At 30.7% G+C, this 18,488-nt stretch carries 23 protein-coding genes; 14 read left to right on the forward strand and 9 right to left on the reverse strand.

Annotation, left to right across the window (positions count from 1 at the left end; genetic code table 11):
- The first annotated feature begins 31 nt into the window (after positions 1 to 31).
- The 9 genes from D6T69_RS13345 to D6T69_RS13385 all read left to right on the forward strand — a co-directional run bounded on the left by D6T69_RS13345 (position 32) and on the right by D6T69_RS13385 (position 8,348).
- Positions 32 to 814, forward strand: coding sequence for a tetratricopeptide repeat protein (locus D6T69_RS13345; RefSeq protein ID WP_125068270.1), 783 nt, complete (start codon positions 32 to 34; stop codon positions 812 to 814).
- Positions 814 to 1,320 (forward strand): 6,7-dimethyl-8-ribityllumazine synthase, encoded by a 507-nt coding sequence (ribH, locus tag D6T69_RS13350; protein WP_125068272.1) that lies wholly within the window; start codon positions 814 to 816, stop codon positions 1,318 to 1,320. The genes D6T69_RS13345 and ribH overlap by 1 nt, the downstream gene beginning before the upstream one ends.
- A gap of 177 nt (positions 1,321 to 1,497) precedes the next feature.
- Complete coding sequence (locus D6T69_RS13355; RefSeq protein WP_125068274.1) at positions 1,498 to 1,776, forward strand: riboflavin synthase subunit beta; 279 nt, start codon at positions 1,498 to 1,500, stop codon at positions 1,774 to 1,776.
- Between the two features lie 4 nt (positions 1,777 to 1,780).
- Positions 1,781 to 3,634, forward strand: coding sequence for a DNA mismatch repair endonuclease MutL (mutL, locus tag D6T69_RS13360; RefSeq protein ID WP_125068276.1), 1,854 nt, complete (start codon positions 1,781 to 1,783; stop codon positions 3,632 to 3,634).
- Positions 3,635 to 3,642: 8 nt separating this feature from the next.
- Positions 3,643 to 4,368: a rhomboid family intramembrane serine protease gene (locus tag D6T69_RS13365; protein WP_125068278.1), complete on the forward strand. Its 726-nt coding sequence runs from the start codon at positions 3,643 to 3,645 to the stop codon at positions 4,366 to 4,368.
- Positions 4,369 to 4,409: 41 nt separating this feature from the next.
- A complete protein-coding gene (locus D6T69_RS13370; protein WP_125068280.1) occupies positions 4,410 to 5,270 on the forward strand; it encodes a rhomboid family intramembrane serine protease in 861 nt (286 codons plus the stop codon).
- Positions 5,271 to 6,284 (forward strand): endonuclease/exonuclease/phosphatase family protein, encoded by a 1,014-nt coding sequence (locus tag D6T69_RS13375; protein ID WP_125068282.1) that lies wholly within the window; start codon positions 5,271 to 5,273, stop codon positions 6,282 to 6,284.
- A gap of 55 nt (positions 6,285 to 6,339) precedes the next feature.
- Complete coding sequence (locus tag D6T69_RS13380) at positions 6,340 to 7,482, forward strand: geranylgeranyl reductase family protein (protein ID WP_125068284.1); 1,143 nt, start codon at positions 6,340 to 6,342, stop codon at positions 7,480 to 7,482.
- 140 nt (positions 7,483 to 7,622) lie between these two features.
- Positions 7,623 to 8,348 (forward strand): aspartyl/asparaginyl beta-hydroxylase domain-containing protein, encoded by a 726-nt coding sequence (locus tag D6T69_RS13385; protein ID WP_125068285.1) that lies wholly within the window; start codon positions 7,623 to 7,625, stop codon positions 8,346 to 8,348.
- 155 nt (positions 8,349 to 8,503) lie between these two features.
- Here D6T69_RS13385 and D6T69_RS13390 read toward each other — a convergent pair whose 3' ends face one another.
- The 5 genes from D6T69_RS13390 to D6T69_RS13410 all read right to left on the reverse strand — a co-directional run bounded on the left by D6T69_RS13390 (position 8,504) and on the right by D6T69_RS13410 (position 12,643).
- Entirely contained in the window at positions 8,504 to 9,046 is a 543-nt protein-coding gene (locus D6T69_RS13390) for a hypothetical protein (RefSeq protein ID WP_125068287.1), read from the reverse strand.
- Positions 9,047 to 9,207: 161 nt separating this feature from the next.
- On the reverse strand, positions 9,208 to 9,627 hold the full coding sequence (locus D6T69_RS13395; RefSeq protein ID WP_125068289.1) for a hypothetical protein: 420 nt from the start codon (positions 9,625 to 9,627) through the stop codon (positions 9,208 to 9,210).
- Positions 9,628 to 9,667: 40 nt separating this feature from the next.
- A complete protein-coding gene (locus D6T69_RS13400; protein ID WP_125068292.1) occupies positions 9,668 to 10,006 on the reverse strand; it encodes a zinc-ribbon domain-containing protein in 339 nt (112 codons plus the stop codon).
- 108 nt (positions 10,007 to 10,114) lie between these two features.
- Complete coding sequence (locus tag D6T69_RS13405) at positions 10,115 to 10,759, reverse strand: response regulator (RefSeq protein ID WP_125068294.1); 645 nt, start codon at positions 10,757 to 10,759, stop codon at positions 10,115 to 10,117.
- Positions 10,760 to 10,762: 3 nt separating this feature from the next.
- Positions 10,763 to 12,643 carry an ATP-binding protein gene (locus tag D6T69_RS13410; protein ID WP_125068296.1) on the reverse strand — a complete coding sequence of 627 codons (1,881 nt, stop codon included), beginning with the start codon at positions 12,641 to 12,643 and terminating at the stop codon, positions 10,763 to 10,765.
- Positions 12,644 to 12,844: 201 nt separating this feature from the next.
- On the opposite strand from D6T69_RS13410, the gene D6T69_RS13415 reads away from it, so the two are divergent.
- The 5 genes from D6T69_RS13415 (at position 12,845) to D6T69_RS13435 (ending at position 15,554) form a co-directional block, all read left to right on the forward strand.
- Positions 12,845 to 13,078, forward strand: a complete 234-nt coding sequence (locus D6T69_RS13415; RefSeq protein WP_125068298.1) for a thioredoxin family protein — start codon at positions 12,845 to 12,847, stop codon at positions 13,076 to 13,078.
- Between the two features lie 68 nt (positions 13,079 to 13,146).
- Positions 13,147 to 13,410 (forward strand): DUF2024 family protein, encoded by a 264-nt coding sequence (locus D6T69_RS13420; RefSeq protein WP_125068300.1) that lies wholly within the window; start codon positions 13,147 to 13,149, stop codon positions 13,408 to 13,410.
- A complete protein-coding gene (locus D6T69_RS13425) occupies positions 13,410 to 14,012 on the forward strand; it encodes a MarR family winged helix-turn-helix transcriptional regulator (RefSeq protein ID WP_125068302.1) in 603 nt (200 codons plus the stop codon). The genes D6T69_RS13420 and D6T69_RS13425 overlap by 1 nt, the downstream gene beginning before the upstream one ends.
- Before the next feature lie 89 nt (positions 14,013 to 14,101).
- The gene (locus D6T69_RS13430; protein WP_125068304.1) at positions 14,102 to 14,827 is read left to right on the forward strand and encodes an AAA family ATPase; all 726 of its coding nucleotides are present in this window, start codon (positions 14,102 to 14,104) and stop codon (positions 14,825 to 14,827) included.
- A complete protein-coding gene (locus D6T69_RS13435) occupies positions 14,820 to 15,554 on the forward strand; it encodes a YggS family pyridoxal phosphate-dependent enzyme (RefSeq protein WP_125068306.1) in 735 nt (244 codons plus the stop codon). Before D6T69_RS13430 ends, D6T69_RS13435 begins: the two co-directional genes overlap by 8 nt.
- Here D6T69_RS13435 and D6T69_RS13440 read toward each other — a convergent pair.
- The 4 genes from D6T69_RS13440 to D6T69_RS13455 are packed head-to-tail and all read right to left on the reverse strand — an operon-like array spanning position 15,551 to position 18,471.
- Complete coding sequence (locus D6T69_RS13440) at positions 15,551 to 17,182, reverse strand: ABC transporter substrate-binding protein (RefSeq protein ID WP_369918610.1); 1,632 nt, start codon at positions 17,180 to 17,182, stop codon at positions 15,551 to 15,553. The two genes, D6T69_RS13435 and D6T69_RS13440, sit on opposite strands and share 4 nt — an antisense overlap.
- A complete protein-coding gene (locus D6T69_RS13445; protein ID WP_125068307.1) occupies positions 17,139 to 17,651 on the reverse strand; it encodes a DUF4442 domain-containing protein in 513 nt (170 codons plus the stop codon). The genes D6T69_RS13440 and D6T69_RS13445 overlap by 44 nt, the downstream gene beginning before the upstream one ends.
- A 2-nt stretch (positions 17,652 to 17,653) precedes the next feature.
- Positions 17,654 to 17,974, reverse strand: a complete 321-nt coding sequence (locus tag D6T69_RS13450; protein ID WP_125068309.1) for an antibiotic biosynthesis monooxygenase family protein — start codon at positions 17,972 to 17,974, stop codon at positions 17,654 to 17,656.
- Positions 17,971 to 18,471 (reverse strand): GNAT family N-acetyltransferase, encoded by a 501-nt coding sequence (locus D6T69_RS13455; RefSeq protein ID WP_125068311.1) that lies wholly within the window; start codon positions 18,469 to 18,471, stop codon positions 17,971 to 17,973. The genes D6T69_RS13450 and D6T69_RS13455 overlap by 4 nt, the downstream gene beginning before the upstream one ends.
- Between the last annotated feature and the right edge of the window lie 17 nt (positions 18,472 to 18,488).

An 18,488-nucleotide genomic window follows, 5' to 3' on the forward strand; every position in this document is an offset into this window, starting at 1 on the left:
ATTTTTGTCGCCACTAATTTTTTAAGCAATTATGGCTACATACAAGAAAAGAGGTTATAAACCTAAGAAAGAAAAGGTTACACAAGAAGTAGAAGAAACATTTGATGAATCTCAAAGTACTACAGCTGAAGTATTTAATACTTTAGATGATACGGCGAACAAATCAGAGGAATGGATTGAAAAAAATAGCAAGCCATTATTTTACGGATTGGTAACTGTTGCAGCTTTAATTTTAGTGTACTTAGCTTACAACAAATTTATTGCTGAGCCAACACAACAAGAAGCTTCTAACGAATTAGCATACCCTCGTACTTTCTTTGAAAAAGCAAATACCTCTGCTGGTGCTATTGCTGATTCATTATACACTTTAGGTTTAGAAGGTGGTGATGGAAAATATGGTTTCATTGACATTGCTGAGCAATTTAGTGGAACTAAAGCTGGTAACTTAGCTAGCTATTATGCAGGTATTTCTTACTTAAAAATGAAAAAATACGAAGAGGCTATCGAGTATTTAAGTGACTTTAGTTCTGACGATGAGTTATTAGGTCCTACTGCTTTAGGTGCTATTGGTGATGCTTTTGCTGACATCAATCAGCCAGAAGATGCTTTAGATTACTATCAAAAAGCAGCAAATAAAAAAGACAATCAATTTACTACGCCTTTATTCTTATTCAAAGCAGCTCAAATTGCAATGGACTTAAAAGAGTATGGTAAAGCTGAAAAATTTTATACAACCATTAAAGAAAAATACGCTGATTCTGATCAAGGAAGAGATATTGAAAAATATATCAACAGTGCAAAATACGCTCAATAATGGCAACAACAAATTTATCTTATTACGATAAAGCAACAATCCCAAATGCGAAGTCTTTTCGATTTGGGATTGTTGTTTCAGAATGGAATCCTGAAATCACTAAAAACCTTCATAAAGGTGCTATTGAAACTTTACTAGATTGTGGAGCTACAGAGGAAAATATTGTTTCTTGGGATGTTCCTGGTAGTTTTGAATTAGTGTACGGATGTAAAAGAATGATCGAAACACAAAAATTAGATGCCATTATCGCCATTGGGAATGTGATTCAAGGTGAAACCAAGCATTTCGATTTTGTATGTGAAGGAGTTACTCAAGGAATTGTAGATTTAAACATTAAGTACGATGTTCCTGTAATTTTTTGTGTATTAACCGATAACACCAAACAACAATCTATTGATCGTTCTGGTGGCAAACTAGGTAACAAAGGAATTGAATGTGCAGTAGCTGCAATTAAAATGGCAGCAATTAAAAATCAAGAACGCCCATCAAGTTCATTAGGTTTTTAATTAATCCTGTTATAGTTAAACATTATTAAAAAGCGTTTAGGTTCCAAAATCTAAACGCTTTTTAACTTTAATTTATATACATTTTTTGACCACCTCTCTATAATTCAGTAACTTTGGAACTCGTCTTATTTGGTGTGATTTTTGTTCCACTTAAGCTATTAAAGAAGCAACGATTTTATGGGATTTATCAAAAGAGAAAATAAAAAGTTCGATTACAAACCTCGTTATTATAAGGGAGAAGGTAATCCTTATCAAGTGAAACATAAATTTGATGAGTACAGAACTACTGTTGGAAAAAGAAAAAGTTTAAAGGGAAAGTTTAATGCTGCTTTTGACGAATTTAAAGAGTCTGGTTACAAACTGAACAAAACTATAGTTGTTATAGCGTTGGTTTTAACGCTTATTTTCTTGTTTATTATCGACTTTGATCTTACAATCTTTTTCCCTAAAAAATAATTAAATGTCAGATATTATACAGTTACTACCTGATCATGTTGCAAACCAAATTGCTGCTGGAGAAGTTGTGCAACGCCCTGCTTCCGTAGTAAAAGAATTGATTGAAAACTCTATTGATGCTGGTGCTACTTCTATCACCTTATTGTTAAAAGATGCTGGAAAAACTTTAATTCAAGTAATTGATGATGGTAAGGGAATGAGTGCTACGGATGCTCGTTTAAGTTTTGAACGTCATGCCACTTCAAAAATTAAAGATGCACAAGATTTATTCAACCTAAATACTAAAGGTTTTCGTGGAGAAGCTTTAGCTTCTATTGCTGCCATTGCGCATGTTGAGTTAAAAACGAAACAAGAAGATGACGAGTTAGGAACGCAAATAAAAATTGAAGGTAGTGAGATAACTTCTCAAGAAGTGGTTTCAACTGCGAAAGGAACTAGTATCGCTGTTAAAAATTTATTTTTTAATATTCCTGCACGTCGTAACTTTTTAAAATCTGACACTGTTGAAACGCGTCATATTGTTGATGAATTTCAACGTGTAGCCTTAGCGCATCCTACTATTTCTTTTTTATTACACCATAACAACAACGAAGTTTATCATTTAAAAAAGAGCAACTTACGCAAACGTATTGTGGCTATTTTTGGAACTAAAATGAACGAAAAATTAGTTCCTATTAATGAGCAAACAGATATTATAACTGTTAACGGATTTGTTGCTAAACCTGAATTCGCAAAGAAAAAACGTGGTGAACAGTTCTTTTTTGTAAATAACCGCTTTATAAAAAGCTCTTATTTAAACCACGCTGTGGTAAATGCTTTTGAAGGTTTATTAGAAAGTGGTTCGCATCCTTCTTATTTCTTGTATTTAGAGGTACCTCCTAATACAATTGATATTAACATTCACCCGACAAAAACGGAAATTAAGTTTGATAACGAAAAAGCATTATACGCTATTTTACGTGCTACTGTGAAACATAGTTTGGGGCAATATAATGTAGCTCCTGTATTGGATTTTGATAGAGATGCTACTTTAGATACTCCTTACGACTATAGTAAAAAGAGTAACTCATCTGTTCCTCCAATAACTGTTGACCCTACATTTAATCCTTTTAAAACGGAAACTAATTACAAAGAGCCATCTAATACAAATAGCTCACCTAAAAGTAGCACAACGCACAGTTATCAATCTAACTTTAAAAAAGATACTGGAAGTTGGGAAGCTTTATATACAAATACTGAAACCATTGAGCCTATTCAGCAAGAACAACTTTTTGAATCTGAGCAAGAAACTGAAACTGGAAAAACTTTCCAAATTCAAAAAAAATACTTGTTGAGTTCTATAAAATCAGGCGTGGTATTAATTCATCAATCTTTAGCGCACCAACGTGTTTTGTATGAAGAATTTTTAGAGAATATTACTGTTAAAGAAGCAAGCAGTCAACAATTGCTGTTTCCTGTAAATATCTCTTTTTCTTCATCAGATATTGAAATGATATACAGTATAAAATCTGATTTAGAGAGTGCTGGTTTTATGTTTGATGAATTCACCAAAGAAAGTGTGGTTATTGCAGGAATTCCTACTTCAATAAGTGAAAGTCAAATCACCCTTATTTTAGAACAGTTATTAGACGATATTAAACTCGAAGTACCTGATACTAGTTTTAGTCACTTTGACGTGATGGCAAAATCATTTGCAAAATCACTAGCTATAAAAACAGGAGCTTCTTTAAATCCAAAAGAGCAAGAAAACTTAGTAAATAACTTGTTCTCTTGCAAAGAACCTAACATTTCACCCTTTGGCAAACCAACGTTTAAAACATTAGCTTTAAATGAAATTGATGCCATTTTTAATAAATAAAAAGTAATATGCCTAGATTAACGCAAGCCATAAAGCATTTAATAATCATTAACGTGATTCTATTTTTTGCTCCGCAGTTATTAAACATGGATTTAACTAATCTATTTGCTTTACATTATCCAAAAAATGAACATTTTGGAGTTTGGCAATATGTTACGCACATGTTTATGCATGGTGGAACTGCACATTTACTTTTTAACATGTATGGTTTATGGGCATTTGGTACCCCACTTGAACAAATGTGGGGACGAAATAAATTTTTATTCTTCTATTTTTCTGCTGGAATTGGAGCGGGTTTAATTTACACTTTGGCAAATTACTATCAATTTAATGGAATTTATGAGCAATTAATTGGTATGGGAGTTTCTCCTGCTGAAATTCAAAATATTTTAAGCTCAGGACAGTATAATGATAGTTTAATTACTTTGTCTAATAAAACTATGAGTGAATTTTATAGTTTATACCATACTCCTGCCGTTGGTGCCTCTGGTGCTATTTATGGAATTTTAGTTGCGTTTGGGTTAACTTATCCTGACGCTAAACTAGCATTGATTTTCTTCCCTGTCCCTATTGCTGCCAAATACTTTATTCCTTTAATTATTTTAAGTGATTTATTCTTTGGTATGACTAGTTATTCAATTGGTAACATTGCACATTTTGCGCATATTGGTGGAGCTATAATTGGGTTTATTATCGCATGGTACTGGAAAAAAAATCAATTTAAATTTCGTTAAATTAGTAACTAAAATTTTTATTCTTACTGAAGTCATACATCATGAATGTACTTGAAAACTTAAAATATAGATTTAAACATGCTGGAATTGTTGAACAATTAATTTACGTAAACTTAGCTGTTTTCTTACTTGTTTTTGTTACCAATACTTTTGGGTTTCTTTTTGAATCAAAAACTAACTTTTTAGTAGAATGGCTTGCGTTACCTGCTAACTTTGATGATTTTATACTAAAACCGTGGACCATTATTACCTATGGTTTTTTACACACTAGTTTTTTGCATATTCTACTAAACTTAATTGCCTTATTTTATATAGGTCATTTATTCAAACAATATTTTACTTCTAAACAACTACTTAGTTTTTATTTACTAGGAACATTATTTGGAGGGATTGTTTTTGTTGCGAGTTATAATTTTTTTCCTGCCTTACAAAATGTTGCACATAATAGTGTTTTGTTAGGTGCTTCAGCTGGTATTTCTGCTATCTTTATTGGTATTGCCACCTATATACCTAATTATGAATTAAAGTTTCCGTTAATTGGTTTTGTGAAGCTATGGGTATTAGCTTGTATTTGGATTGCTATTGATATTATTCAAATTCCTGCTGGTAATGCTGGTGGACATTTAGCACATTTAGGTGGTGCCCTACTAGGTTTTTTCTATGTTCGTAGTGCCAGTAATAAGGAGTTGGACATTTTTAAATCGATAAACAAACTTTTTTCTAAAAAAGAAAGAAAGCTCAAAACAGTTTATAAATCTGGTAATAAAACACCAAAACCAAACGTTGATAAAACAAGAAACCAAGAAGAAGTAAATGCTATTTTAGATAAAATTAGTAAATCTGGATACGATACTTTAAGTAAAAGTGAAAAAGAGTTTTTATTTAAACAAGGAAAAAATTAGATGAAAAAGTTTTCGATAGCTCATAAGTTTATATTCTTTATCAATTCAGTTTTTGCAGCTGTTTTATTGCTATCATATGCACTTCCGTACGTATCTCCACAAACAATTCCTTTCCTTTCTGTTTTTGGGTTGTTTGTCCCGTTTTTAGTTATCGTAAACATTGCTTTTTTTGTGTATTGGCTTATTAAAATGCATAAGAATGCTTTTTTATCATTACTTGTTTTAGCCATAGGATGGTTTGTCTCTACTCCCTTAGTTAAATTTTCTAATAAGGAAGTAATTTTAAATGATGATTTAAAAATAATGAGTTACAATGTCCATTTATTTAATCATTATAAACATGAAGAAGATGTAACTACTGAACAAAAGATTTATGAGTTTATTAATAATGAAAATCCAGACGTTATTGCTGTACAGGAATTTTACAATTCTAAAATGTTAGACATTAAACTTCCTTATAAATACATCAAAACGAAAACAAAAACGAATAAATTTGGATTAGCAATTTATTCCAAGCACCCAATTATAAACTCTGGCTCTCTTGATTTTAAACAAAGTGCTAACAACACCATTTTTGCCGATATTCTTATAAAAGATGACACCGTTCGTGTTTATAATGTGCATTTAGAATCATTAAAACTAAACCCGAAAAAAGAAAACTTTGGAGAAAAGAGTTCTGAGCGTTTATTTAAACGTTTAGAAAATGGTTTTGTAAAACAAGTAAGTCAGGTTGAATTAATCCAACAACATGAGTATTCATGGAAAGGTAAAAAAATTGTTTGTGGTGACTTTAATAACACCGCTTATTCTTGGGCTTATAAACAATTGGCTGCTGATAAAAAAGATGCTTTTATTGAATGTGGAATTGGCCTGGGTAAATCTTTTAGATATATCTACCCTATGCGCATCGACTTTGTTTTAACAGATAAAGAAGCTACCATTAATCAATTTAAAACTTACGGGGATATAAAACTATCTGATCACTACCCTGTTATGGCTCGTTTACATTGGTAATTTTATTTTTAATTCGGTATAAAAGTGTATTTTTAACCGATTAAAAAACTAACCTATGAAACAACACTACGATGTTGCTGTTATTGGCAGCGGACCATCAGGAGCTTCTACAGCTTTTTACTTAGCTCAAAAAGGAATTTCAACAGTTATTATTGAAAAAGAAACTTTACCACGCTATAAAACATGTGGTGGAGGTTTTGTTTTTAGAGGTCGTAAAAACTTACCTTTTGATATTAAAGAGGTCGTTGAAAAAGAGTTTCATACTGTTGATATTTATTTGGGAGAGAAACTTCACTTTAAAACGCATAGAGAAGAACCAACTATTTCTATGATTATGCGTGATTCTTTTGACAACCTTATTACCCAAAAGGCAAAAGAATTTGGAGCTACTTTACAAGAAAACCACAAATTAAAAGGATTAACTTTTTCTGATGATATTATTACTCTAGAAACTTCTCAAGGCAATTTTACTGCTAATTTTGTTATAGCTGCTGATGGTGCTTTGAGTCCTACAGCTAAAATGGCAGGATGGAAAGAAGATACTCGTAAATTAATTCCTGCTTTGGAATATGAAGTAGAAGTTTCTGACGAAGATTTTGAACGTTTATCTAAAGAAGTTCGTTTTGATATTGATGCTATTCCTTACGGTTATGCTTGGAATTTCCCGAAGAAAAAGCATTTATCTATTGGAGTTGCCTCAGCTAGAAGAACTAAAATTAACTTGAAAGAATATTATCAAGAATATTTAAAAACATTAGGAATTACAAACATTGTTAGCGAATCACAGCATGGTTTTCAAATCCCTGTTGCTCCTCGTACAGATGGTTTTGTTAAAAATAATGTGTTTTTAATTGGTGATGCTGCTGGTTTTGCTGATCCTATTACTGCTGAAGGAATTTCTAATGCTATTTACAGTGGTAAATTAGCAGCTGAGGCAATCATTGAGAGTAAAAAAGAACCTGAATTAGCTGAAAAATTATATTTAGAAAAAATATCTGAAAACTTACTTCCTGAAATAAAAACTGGTTTATGGCTTTCTAAATGGTTTTACGAACAAAAAAGCATTCGTAATATTGTATTAAAAAAATACGGTCAACAGTTTAGCGAGGCTATGGCTGATGTTTTTCACGGGGATAGAAGTTATCCTAAAGACATTAAAAAAACAATTACGAAACGAATTAAAAATTTAGTTTCATAAAAATGAAAAGCAGCCTCTTAACGGTTGCTTTTTTATTTTGAGTATTCTTCCATTTATACTTAAAAAATCAGCGCTTATTCTAAAAAATATTTAATCTACAATTTTTCTAGTAACTTGCTATAGAACAATTACACATACAAGTGAAAAAAACTAAAACTACTTCGTCTTTAAAACTCCCTTTTCTATTTGATGTTGATAAGCTTCTACATGACTACTCATTAATTGTAAACCAACATTGGATTCCTCACTTTAATACATCGGGATATGAGGGAGAATGGAAAGCAATTCCTTTGTATACTAGCAACGGTGATGCCTCTAACATTTTTGCTTTTCAAAACAGTAACAATTCTATTCTAGAAACTCCTATTATGAGTAACTGTAAGTATTTTAAAGAAGTAATTAACTCTTTTAAATGCCCTATCTTGTCTGCTCGCTTATTACGTTTAGGTGTTGGTGCAGAAATAAAACCTCATCGTGATCATGAACTAGGTTATGAAGATGGCCATTTTCGCTTACATATTCCTATTGTTACAAATAATAAGGTTCAATTTATTTTAGATGATGAACGATTGAAGATGTTACCTGGTGAATGTTGGTACACGAATGTAAATTATACACATTCAGTTACTAATAAAGGAAATGAAGATCGTATTCATTTAGTTATTGATGCAGAAAGGAACGAATGGTCTGATGCTTTATTTTTTTCTCTCGCTCCAAAAGAAAGTTTTCAACCTATACAAGAAGAAGCTGATTCGCCTGAAACAATACGTCATATTTTAAACGAATTAAAACTTCAAAACACACCTGCTTCTCAACAGCTTATTCATGAAATGGAACAGAAACTTTTAAAAATTACATCAAAATAAACAACTCTTATAAAAGACTTCAAACAAATTATTACTGAAAAACATACAGTTTTAAAAGAGGAAGAACATTCTACAGCTAGTGAAGTTGTAGTGATGACAGAAATTACAATTTAATATGTAATTGATGTTAACCCTAAGTTTGATTTAAAAATTATTTAAACAAACTTCAAGTTTACTCCTTTTTTCTCGGCATATTTCTTTGCTGCCTCGTCTAGTTCTAAGTTTTTTTCTTTAAACTCTTCAAGGCTTTTAGCTTTAAATTCTTTGATTAACTGATTAATTTCTTGTTGAGTTTTTCCCTCGTCATACATATAAGCTATTTCTGCATAGTCTTTTTTATAAAAATCTATGCAATACTCAAACAACGCTATAGAAGTGCTGATTAACTCTTTTGAGTCTTCGTTTACTTCTAACTTCTGAATATCTCTTAAGCTTCTTTCAAGATCTGGTATTGTAACTCTGTGAAGGTATTGAGAATATGTTGCTGCATATTCTTCTCCATCATTATCATAGTACTTTAAATATTCGTTCTTTTGTAATTCTTTAAGTTGTTCAAAATACCCTATACCATAATTTGCCGCTAACAAATTAGCTTTTAGTACTGTTTTTTCAACAACTCTTTGAGGAGTTTCTTTCTGACAGCTTACAAATAGCATTAATACTACAATTATCTTTAAAGTATTTTTTATCCTTTTCATTTCTAACATCTTTTATCAGGTTATAAAATAATTTTTTGACTTTTTGTAAAAAAACATTGCAAACAAGGCTTTTTTGATTTTTTGATAGAAACCCCACACCCCTATCTTATTTCAAGCCTTAGTTTACAATGCTATATTTTCTCTTTCTTTGTTTAGTTAGCTTATATAAATATGAATGAAGCAACGATCATCCACACTCCTACAGCTATTCCTAATAATCCTAACTTTCCTTGTTTCGGTGCAATCTTCCCTCTCAATATTTCTGCTTTTTCTCTAGCTTCTGGATTTTTTGATAATAATAATTTGTTTATCATTCCGTATCCTAACATAAAACCTAATCCAGCTTCAACAATACTACCTGCTAAGAAAGTTCCCCACCATATTGGTGCCGTAGTTAACCAACCTATGTTTAAAACAGCTGAAATAATTCCCCAAATTCCCCAAATACAGAAGATAAGACCAATCCATCCTTGGTAAGGTTCTATTTTTTCTAGTAATTCTTTAGCGTTCGGTTTTTTTGATAAGATTAAAGAAGGTACTGCTACAATACTTAAAAATACTAATGAGATTCCGTAAATCATGTTTAATTAAAATTTAAATGGTTTATATTGATTTTATTATTTATGAATTAAAAAGCGCTGAAGAAAATATAAACAGCATTAAAAAAGTTACGATGATAAGTCCTGAAAACATCCACCAAGGAGTTTTACTTGTTTGCTTATACTCTTTTGCTTTTCGTTGTAAATCTGGTGGCATTTGACTTTTGCTCATTTCCAGTTTACAATGCCCACAAATACTGTATGTTTTTTTGAATAATGGAAAAACAGGAATCCAAAATATGTGTAGATACAATCTGTTTACTTGAATAAATAAACGCTCTTGTGCATTGCAATAACTGCAACTGTGATTGTTTACTGGCTGTATGTTTATTTTGGCTTCTCGCCACCCAAAAATTACCATAACTTTATTACTTAATAATTACGGTACAAAGATGCGAGAGTATCTATTGTTTAAATAGACTGAAACTAGTGAAAGTTATTACCCTGTTTTCAGGGGTACATAAAATTATTACTCTACAAGCCCTAATTTTATTGCGTATTTTGTTAATCCTGCTAGGTTTTTTACGTTGAGTTTTGATATTAAATTCTTCCTGTAGCTTTCAATAGTATGTTTACTTAAAAAGAGTTTATCTCCTATTTCTTGTGTAGTATATTCTTCAGCAATTAATTTAAGTACATCTTTTTCTCTAGCTGTTAGCATTACAGAGGTTTCTTTTCTTTTATTAAAAACATTTTCCATATAAGCTTCTCGTACAGATTGTGAGAAGTATTTCTCACCACCAAGAATAGTTTGTACAGCTTGTAGCAATTCAGATTGAGTTGCATTTTTAGATAGGTATCCGTCAACATTATTCTTTATCAATGCATCTATCATTCCTGTATCTGTATGCATACTAACGATTAACGTTTTGATGTCTGAACGTTCTTTTTTTATATAATCGTTCAATGTAATACCGTCTATATCTGGCATAGAAATATCACTTATAACAATATCTATATGTTGATCTGGATTTGTTTTTATGTACTTTATTACATTTTCACCACTATTTGCTGTGAGCAAGATGTTGTACACATCTTCATTTTTAAAAATGTTTACCAATCCGTCTAAAAACATTTTATGGTCGTCAACTAAAATAATATTATAAGTCATCATATATTAATTTAAAGGTACATCAATATCTATCACTGTTCCTTTGTTAGGAAAAGAGTTAATTAAAATATTTCCCTTAATTGTTTTTAATCTATCTTTTAAATTTTGAAACCCTAATCCATATTTTACTTTTTCTTGATCAAATCCAACACCATCATCTTCAAAAAGTAGTTGTATGGTATTATTAAATACAGAAAGCTGAATATCTATTTGTGTTGCCTTCGCATGCTTTAATGCATTGGTTAATAATTCTTGAATTATTTTATAAAGCTCTACTTTTAAGTTCTCATTTATTTGGTCTACCTCTTCAGCTGGATGAATCTGTAACGTTATTTGTTCTTTAGATAGTGCTTTAACATTATTTATATACTCTGTTATTATTGTTGTAAAAGCAGAGTCTTTAAACTTTTTAGGCATTAAATTATGAGATAACTCTCTTACCTGATTATAGGTTTCATCCACTTGCTTAATAAGACTTTCTTCTTCTAATTTACTCTTATTAGATAATTGTAATTTTATGGTTGCCAAGTTCCCCCCAATACTATCGTGTAACTCTCTAGCAATACGTTTTCTTTCATTATTCTGCCCTTCTAGTGAAGCTTTTACCAACTTTAATTCTTGATCTTTAAGTAATGTAGTTATTTTTTGTTGATTTACTTCTTCTAATGTTTTAGTAAGTTTACTTTGCGTTTGTAATTTTTGATAGTACATATACAGCAAAGCTAGTACAGGTATTAATACAATAAGAAAGGCTATTAGTATGTATGCTTTCACTGTTTTTTGTCGCCCAATCTCTTGCTTTTGCTCCAGTGTTTTATACTGTACTTCAAGCTCATTTACTTGCTGTTTATTTTGACTTACTAAAATTTCATTATTAACACGATTTAATTGCGTCATTAAAGCATGTGCATTTTTATAATCTCCTGTTTCAGCATAAGCATTTTGAAGACCTAAAATGGCTCTTCTTTCTATTTCTAAATTTCCCCATTGAATAGAGTTTATATATACTGTAGATAGTATTGTTTTGGCATTTTCATAATCTCCTTCTTTCAAATAAAAGTTTCCTATTACATTACCTGCCTTAGCATATAAAGTAAAGAAACCTCTTGATAGTGATTCGTTAAACACATTATAACAAAGATCTAATGCTTCAGCTGTTTTACCTTCTTTTTGTAATATTCTACCAAGCCATAAATCTATTTTTAATGTTTCTTTTACATAGCCGTCCGATACGTAAAATAGTTTCGCCTCGTTATAGTTTTCTTTGGCCTTTTCAAACTCATTTTTTGTGTAATAAATAAATCCAAGCTCAAAAAAAGCATCGTGTTTTAATTTTTCGTTTGGAGCATTTTCAATGCATTCCTCTATAATTGCCTTTCCTTCCTCTTCTTTTCCTCTAACATATTTTACAGCTCCTAATCCTATCCTATTTTTGACAAATAACTCATCATTCGGTTTACTATTTGAATGCTCAATTCCTTTAAAATACCATTTCAAAGCTTCATCAAAAAGCCCTTTTTCTAACTTTCCTTCAGCCACTATACTAGAAACCTTTGATAAATGATTTTCTTTATCTATCAATTTATTCTTAGTTGTTTCCGTATACAGTTTATTTCCATAGTATATAATGGAATCTAAATTTCCTTTTTCTCGATGAAACTCTATAAGATCAAATGTCGCATCATATTTAGCTTTGAAGTCTTTTGCCTTATTTATTTTTGAAAAAAGAGAATCATTAGGTATTGTGGGGTTTACACCAAAAGCCTTAAATCCTTGTACTCCCACCGACTGCGACATTCCTTCTAAAGCAAAAAACAAAAGAACTGTGATTATAACTTGTTTTGCAAATAACAACCTCATTTCTTTTTTTAAGTAACCTGTTCTCATCTCAATTATTAAATCTTTTCTATAAACAATAAGAACCGCTAAAATTACATAACATTTTTATTTCTTAATTAACTATTAACAACTTTATTATATACTCTTCATTTCCAAAACAGAAGCAGTTTTTATAAAAAAAACAAAAATTATTTTTTATAGTTAGGAAACCTAACTATATTTGTATCAAAATTTAAAATCAATATAATTATGAGTAAACCTATTTTTTATCACGCAGGTTGCCCTGTTTGTGTAAGCGCAGAACAAGACATTATTAACTTAATTGGTTCTGATAATGTTGAAGTAGTTCATTTTGGAGAAGACAAAAGTCGAATTTTAGAAGCAGAAAATGCTGGTGTAAAATCTGTCCCTGCTTTGGTAACTCCTACTGGTAATGTTCTCCATATTAATTTTGGAGCATCAATGGAAGAAGTAAAAGGATAATTTTTTTGCTCTACAAAGTTAGGATTCCTAATTTTGTAGAGCTTTTTAATATTTTAAATTATATAAAAATGGAAGTAGCTGTTTGGGATACTTATGTAACTAAAAAAGATGGTAAAACAATGCATTTTGATATTATTGTACCTTCTAACAATAAAGACACTAACATAATTTTTAATTATGGTAAAGAATATTTAAGAACCAAAGGTCTAGAAAACCTTGAAATATCTTCAAAAGAATGTGTATTTTGCCATATTGAAATACTCAAACCCGAATGTGAAGATGCTATACATAAAAAAGGGTATTTTATATACGAAATGGAAAACTGTAATTAATGAAATCTCCTTTTGACTTAAACCAGCAAAACACTAAAATTGAAAGTAAAATAGTTGTAGCTTTAGAACGAATTTCTGAAGCTTTTAGAGTACTTCTTTGGAGCGAAAGCAAGGAGAATTCTTTAAGCCCTATCCAAATTCAAATCCTAATTTTTTTACTATTTCACTCTGAAGAAAAATGTAAAGTGAGTTATTTAGCTGAAGAGTTTAACATGACTAAAGCTACTGTTAGTGATAGTATTAGGGTTTTATTAAAAAAAGAATTAGTTCAAAAGTTTCATAACCCTAACGATACTAGAAGTTATATTATTGGTCTAACTGAGCAAGGAAAACAAATAGCTCAGAAATCAGCTAACTTTACTTTCAATATTGAGAAACCTTTGAGTTCATTACCTGAAGATCAAAAAAAAGACATACTAACAGGACTCTTAAAAGTAATATACCAGCTTAATAAAGCAGGAGTTATAACTATTCAAAGAATGTGCTATACTTGCTCTTATTACCAACATGAAAACAATGAACATTTTTGTAATCTTTTACAATCTAAACTAGCTTCTAAAGAGTTAAGAATTGATTGCCCTGAACACGAATTTAAGAGTTAATAATTTAAAGCATTAACTTTATTTTTTTGGGTATACTAAAAAATTAATTTTATTACATACAACCTTTTATTTTTGACAAAAAAACACAAATGGCTATACATAACTTGATTCTTCAATCGAAAGAAACAACTATAGAACTAGATAAAATTCATCTTAGCGATGAAAACAAAAATACGCTACATCAACTATTAAAAGAATTTAAACACGTTGCTGTTTTAGATAGATACAAACTGCCTGTTGATAATAAAGTCTTATTATTTGGTCATACTGGTTGTGGTAAAACTACCACCGCTAAGGCTATTGCCAAAAAGCTTGATAAAAAAATTATCATACTTAATTTGGGTAGCATTGTTTCTTCAAAACTAGGAGAAACAGCTAAAAATATTTCCGAAGTTTTTAAAAAAGCAACTCGAGAAAGTGCTGTTTTATTTTTAGATGAGTTTGATTACATCGGTAAAGCTAGAGATTATGATAATAAAGATTCTAGTGAGATGAAACGATTGGTAAATACTGTAATTCAACTTGTAGATCAACTTCCAAATGATGTTTTATTAATCGCTGCCACGAATCACTCTAGTGTTATTGATACTGCACTTTTAAGACGCTTTCAACTAAAACTTAAATTCGAAGCACCTAGTGAAACTGATTTAGATAGTTATTATGAAACTTTACTACAACAATTTCCCGAAGAATTTAGAGAAGTGAATCGTATCTATGAAATATCGTATGCAGAAGCTAAAGACATTACTCTTCGAGCTGTAAAAAATAAAATTATTGAAAAAGAAGAACTAAATAGTCAATTAGTAAATGGATAATATTCAAAATAACCTCAACATTATTCACCAAAGAATACAATTTGCATGTAAAAAAGCAAATAGAAACTCAAAAGATGTTCGTTTATTGTTAGCTACTAAAACGGTAGATACAGATAAAATAAACTTTGCTTTAGAACAAGGAGAAAACCTAATCGGTGAAAACAAAGTACAAGAATTAAAACAAAAATGTAATGCAATAAAACACCTGCAACCTGAAGTTCATTTTATAGGTCATTTACAAAGTAACAAGATTAAAGAAGTTATAAAATGGGCTAGTTGTATAGAATCTATCGATCGCTTATCTGTCGCTCAAAAATTGCATCAACGCTTAACTTTTGAGGAAAAAGAAATTGATGTATACATACAAGTAAACACCTCTTTTGAAGAAAGCAAATTTGGTGCTAATCCAGAGGAAACCATTGAGCTTATAAAAGAAATTTCAAAGTTTACAAACATCCATATCAAAGGATTAATGACCATTGGTTTGCTAAGCTCGGAATCAGATGAAGTTCGAAAATGTTTCCAACTTTTAAAGCAACTTCAAGAAGAAATCAAAGCACTACAAATTCCTAATGTAGAAATGAATGAACTCTCTATGGGAATGAGTGGTGATTTAGAAATTGCTATTGAAGAAGGCGCTACTATTGTACGTGTTGGAACAGCGATTTTTGGAGAACGAATATATCCTGACAGCTATTACTGGAACGAAACAAAAAGTAGCACTTAGTTTTTCTGTACTCTTTTTAGGCTTAACAAATCAATCGGATTAATTCCTAAACCGGTAACATTCTTTTGTGTAAAGCGAATTACCTCATCGTAATATAACGGTACAATTGGTGCTTCTGCAATAATAATGCTATCCATTTTTTGGTATAGCTTATAACGCTTTTTCACATCTACTTCTTTGATAGATTGTTCATACAAAGTATCAAAAAAATCATTTTTAAAATGCGTATAGTTAGGCCCATTAGGGGTAAAATTTTTGCTGTAAAATAGCGACACATAGTTTTCCGCATCTGGGTAATCAGCAATCCAACTTGCTCTAAAAATAGGCAACTTTCCATTTGCTTTTCCTTGACGCAACGTTGAAGGCGGAATTACATCTACTTTGGTAGCTATTCCTATTTTTTGTAATTCACGTTGAATAAACTCGCACAAGTCTAGATAATTGCTGTTCGTTGTAATGGCTATTTGTGGATTCTCATTTCCTGTTTCTCGTTTATATTGAGCTACTAACTTCTTCGCTTCTTCGGGTTTGTATGAATATCCTTGTTGATTATTGAATGAAGGCAATCCTTTCGGAATAAATCCACTTGTAGCAGGACTCCCGATTCCATTTCTTAAGAACTTAATCATCTTCTCCCTATCAAAACCATAATTGATGGCTTGTCGTATCAATTTTGATTTTGTTGGATGTTCCTCTTCTCCATCTAAGTAAATTCCTAAATATTCTGTGTTTAAATACGCTCCTGTTTGCATATTGATTGTAGAAGCATATTTCTCTTTTAAAGTTCCATCAGTGTTTAAAATATCATCTTTATACGAAGCGTCCAAACTCTTCATAAAGTCAATATTTCCTTGGATAAACTGTAAAAACTCACTTTGTTTGTCTGGTAAAAAAGTAACAGCAACCGACTCTAAATACGGAAGTTGTTTTCCATTTTCATCCTTTTCAAAATAGAGTGGATTTTTCCTCAATACCAACTTGGTATTTTCAACCCAAAGTTTAAAATGAAAAGGTCCTGTTCCAATCGGATTTGCTCTAAACTCATTCCCAAAATAATCAATAGCTTCTTTTGGTACAACCGAGCAATATTTCATAGCCAGCAGCCCTAAAAAAGGTGGAAAAGGTTGCTTTAAATTAATTGTAAAAACAGAATCGCTTTCTGCTTTAAAATCAGCAACATTTTGTAACACCCATCCTCCTGGAGACGCTACATTCATATCAAGTAATCTATTAAAAGAATATTCAAAGTCTTGGGCTATTACATTTCTCGTAGAATCTTTTCCAAATAACTCATGCTTATGAAATAACACGTCATTTCTTAACTCAAACTGATACGTCTTTCCATCTTCAGAAATTGTCCAATTCTTAGCTATCGAAGGTTGTACTTGTAAACTATCATCCAATTCTACCAATCCATTATACAATTGATTTACCGCCCAAATATTTCGTTGATCTTTTGCAAAAGCAGGATCTAATGAGGTAATATTTGAGTGCTCGTTATAACGAAAAACCTGATTGTTTGTATATTTTGATTTCTTTTTAGTACAAGAAAAAAGAAACAATAAGGCTATTAATACAACTACTTTATTTCTTTTTACGTTTATTTTTATAGTAGGTTTTATCTGCAATGTATATCGTTTTAGAAACTTCTGCAAAAACAACAGTTTTATCTTGGTTTGTTATTTTAATATCTTTTATTAAATTGATTTCCTGTTCATTTTTAACCTGCTTTTTTATTTGTTTTATTTCATCTTCAGAAAAAATAAAATCTACATAAGCGTCTTGCTTTACAGGTCTTTTAAATTTTATACTCGCTTCTTTATCCCAAACTACGTATGTATCTCCAAGAATGTTTATCAACTGAATCATAAAAACAGGATCTGTCGCAGAAAATAAGCTCCCTCCAAAAATAGATCCTACGTAATTCTTATTCTTGTAAGTAATAGGAATTTTTACTTGCGCCTTTAACAAATCTTCAGAAACATAATTTATTTTCCCAGTAGATCTTCTATACATAGGAGAAATATTGAATCCGTACTTAAAAATAGTACTTTGTTTAAAAAACCTCTTTAAAAAAATAGAAATTGTTGCGTACATGTCTATCCTTTTTCAAACCCATACTCTCGTTCCACTTTACATATACGTAGTTGATATTTTTTATACCACTTTTCTCTTCCTATGTTTCTAGCTTCAATATGCTCTACATTATTTTTCCATCTAACAATAGCATCCAAACTTTCCCAATAAGAAACCGTAATCCCTACATTGCTTCTTGTCGATTCAACACCTAAATACCCATCTTGTTCTTTAGCTAAATTGTCCATTTTTTCAGCCATTTCATAATATCCTTCTGTATCATCTGAAAGAGTTGTGGTAAAAATTACTGCGTAATACGGAGGTTTTAAATTATCTACTATCATAAAATTAGTTCATATTTTGTTTCTGGTAAGCCAATATCGTCACTTATAAATTTCTCTATAGCAACAAAGTTGAATCGTTCTAATATTTTAGCGGAAGCTACATTTTCATCCACTACACAACCAATAAGCTTTTTCATTCCTATGGATTTACAGTACTGTATTAATCCTTCACAAAGTTCAGTTGCAAAACCATTTCCCCAGTATCGTTCTATAAACCGATATCCTATTTCATCATTTCCTTCTTCATCTTTCACTAAGGCAACCGTACCTACAAATTCATTGTCTGACTTACGTTCTATGGCATAAATCCAAAAATCATTTTCTTTATTAGTATATCGTGCTATAAGTTGTTCTAAATCCTCTTTGCTTTCTTCTAAATTTTTAGGTTCCCCTGTTGCATATTGCAATACTTTCGGATTGCTTTCTAGCTCATAAAAAGGTTCTATATCAACAACTTGAAGCTTTCGAATAAGTAATCTTTTCGTTTCAAAAATCATGAATATTATCGTACTTT

The organism is Tenacibaculum singaporense (assembly GCF_003867015.1).
In the GTDB taxonomy this organism is placed as follows: domain Bacteria; phylum Bacteroidota; class Bacteroidia; order Flavobacteriales; family Flavobacteriaceae; genus Polaribacter; species Polaribacter singaporensis.